We start from the raw sequence: 2,858 nt of genomic DNA on the forward strand, positions 1-2,858 counted from the left end.
CAGTACCTGGAGGAAAAGACATCAACAGAGATTCCGCTAGTAGTGGCGAGCGAACGCGGAGCAGGCCAATGCCTTACCAAGAAGAAGCAGAACGGTCTGGAAAGTCCGGCAAGAATGGGTGATAGCCCCGTATGCGTAGTGTCTTGATAAGGATTCGAGTAGGGCGGGGCACGTGAAACCCTGTCTGAACATGGGGGGACCACCCTCCAAGCCTAAATACTCCTTAGTGACCGATAGCGAACAAGTACCGTGAGGGAAAGGTGAAAAGCACCCCGATAAGGGGAGTGAAAGAGACCTGAAACCGGACGCCTACAAGCAGTCGGAGCCTCTTATGGGGTGACGGCGTACCTTTTGTATAATGGGTCAGCGAGTTTCTGTTTGCAGCGAGCTTAAGCCGTTAGGTGTAGGCGTAGCGAAAGCGAGTCTGAATAGGGCGACTGAGTTGCTGGCAGAAGACCCGAAACCGAGTGATCTAGCCATGGCCAGGCTGAAGGTGCGGTAACACGCACTGGAGGGCCGAACCCACGCCTGTTGAAAAAGTCGGGGATGAGCTGTGGCTAGGGGTGAAAGGCCAATCAAACTCGGAGATAGCTGGTTCTCCGCGAAATCTATTGAGGTAGATCGTCGGGTGTTTACCCTGGGGGGTAGAGCACTGGATGGGCTAGGGGGGCCCAAAGCCTTACCAAACCTAACCAAACTCCGAATACCCAGGAGTATAGCCCGGCAGACAGACAGTGGGTGCTAAGGTCCATTGTCGAGAGGGAAACAGCCCAGACCACCAGCTAAGGCCCCTAAATCGTGGCTAAGTGGGAAAGGATGTGGGGATTCCAAAACAACCAGGAGGTTGGCTTAGAAGCAGCCATCCTTTAAAGAAAGCGTAATAGCTCACTGGTCTATTAGAAACCCTGCGCCGAAAATGTAACGGGGCTCAAGCCACGTGCCGAAGCTGTGGGTGCATTCTTGTGAATGCGCGGTAGCGGAGCGTTCCGTAAGTCTGCGAAGGAGGCGGGGTGACCCCCTCTGGAGATATCGGAAGTGCGAATGCTGACATGAGTAGCGACAAACAGTGCGAGAAACACTGTCGCCGAAAGTCCAAGGGTTCCTGCGCAAGGTTAATCCACGCAGGGTGAGCCGGCCCCTAAGGCGAGGGCGAGAGCCGTAGTCGATGGGAACTAGGTGAATATTCCTAGGCCTGCCAGAAGTGACGAATGAGAAATGTTGTCTGTCCTTAACGGATTGAACAGGCTTTTTGATCATTCCAGGAAATAGCTCTGGCGTATAGACCGTACCCGAAACCGACACAGGTGGACTGGTAGAGAATACCAAGGCGCTTGAGAGAACGATGCTGAAGGAACTAGGCAAATTGCTCGTGTAACTTCGGGATAAACGAGACCCAACCGTGGGCAACCATGTTTGGGTGGCACAGACCAGGGGGTAGCGACTGTTTAGTAAAAACACAGGGCTCTGCGAAATCGTGAGATGACGTATAGGGCCTGACGCCTGCCCGGTGCCGGAAGGTTAAGAGGAGATGTGCAAGCATTGAATTGAAGCCCCGGTAAACGGCGGCCGTAACTATAACGGTCCTAAGGTAGCGAAATTCCTTGTCGGGTAAGTTCCGACCTGCACGAATGGCGTAACGACTTCCCCACTGTCTCCAGCATCGACTCAGCGAAATTGAATTCCCCGTGAAGATGCGGGGTACCCGCGGTCAGACGGAAAGACCCTATGAACCTTTACTGCAGCTTTGCAGTGGCATCAGGAAAATCCTGTGTAGGATAGGTCGGAGGCTTTGAAGCCGGGGCGCCAGCACCGGTGGAGCCACCCTTGAAATACGACCCTGAATTTTTCTGATGTCTAACCGAGACCAGTAAGCCTGGTCCGGGACCCTGCATGGTGGGCAGTTTGACTGGGGCGGTCGCCTCCCAAAGTGTAACGGAGGCGCGCGATGGTGGGCTCAGGCCGGTCGGAAACCGGCTGTCGAGTGCAATGGCATAAGCCCGCCTGACTGCGAGAATGACAGTTCGAGCAGAGACGAAAGTCGGCCATAGTGATCCGGTGGTCCCACGTGGACGGGCCATCGCTCAACGGATAAAAGGTACTCTAGGGATAACAGGCTGATCTCCCCCAAGAGTCCACATCGACGGGGAGGTTTGGCACCTCGATGTCGGCTCATCACATCCTGGGGCTGGAGCAGGTCCCAAGGGTTCGGCTGTTCGCCGATTAAAGTGGTACGTGAGCTGGGTTTAGAACGTCGTGAGACAGTTCGGTCCCTATCTGCCGTGGGTGTAAGAGACTTGAGAGGATTTGTCCCTAGTACGAGAGGACCGGGATGAACATACCTCTGGTGCACCGGTTGTCACGCCAGTGGCACAGCCGGGTAGCTAAGTATGGACGGGATAACCGCTGAAAGCATCTAAGCGGGAAACCCACCTCAAAACAAGGTCTCATAGAGCCGTGAGAGACCATCACGTCGATAGGCCGGGTGTGAAAGTGCAGTAATGCATGCAGCTAACCGGTCCTAATCGCTCATAATCCTCACTCCAAACACATGCACAGAAATCAGCCACACTCAAAAAAACACCAACCTCCACCCACTCTCAAAAAGACTGGGTGGGCTGGAAGACCTGGTGGCCATTGCGAGGGCCATACACCCGATCCCATCCCGAACTCGGCCGTGAAATCCCTCAGCGCCTATGATACTGCACCTCAAGGTGCGGAAAAGTCGGTCGCCGCCAGGTCCCCCAGCCCACTCACAAATCTCCCAAAAAACCAACATCACACACACCACCGCGGGGTGGAGCAGCCCGGTAGCTCGTCAGGCTCATAACCTGAAGGCCGCAGGTTCAAATCCTGCCCCC

At 55.0% G+C, this 2,858-nt stretch carries 2 rRNA genes (1 of these 2 cut by a window edge); both read left to right on the forward strand.

The features are described from left to right. Window positions 1-2,542: ribosomal RNA gene (locus GJA01_RS14850) — 23S ribosomal RNA — on the forward strand; it begins 195 nt to the left of the window's first position. Between the two features lie 81 nt (window positions 2,543-2,623). Continuing rightward, window positions 2,624-2,738 (forward strand): 5S ribosomal RNA (rrf, locus tag GJA01_RS14855). Window positions 2,739-2,858: the final 120 nt, after the last annotated feature.

Source organism: Gluconobacter japonicus (genome assembly GCF_002723975.1).
GTDB classification, from domain to species: domain Bacteria; phylum Pseudomonadota; class Alphaproteobacteria; order Acetobacterales; family Acetobacteraceae; genus Gluconobacter; species Gluconobacter japonicus.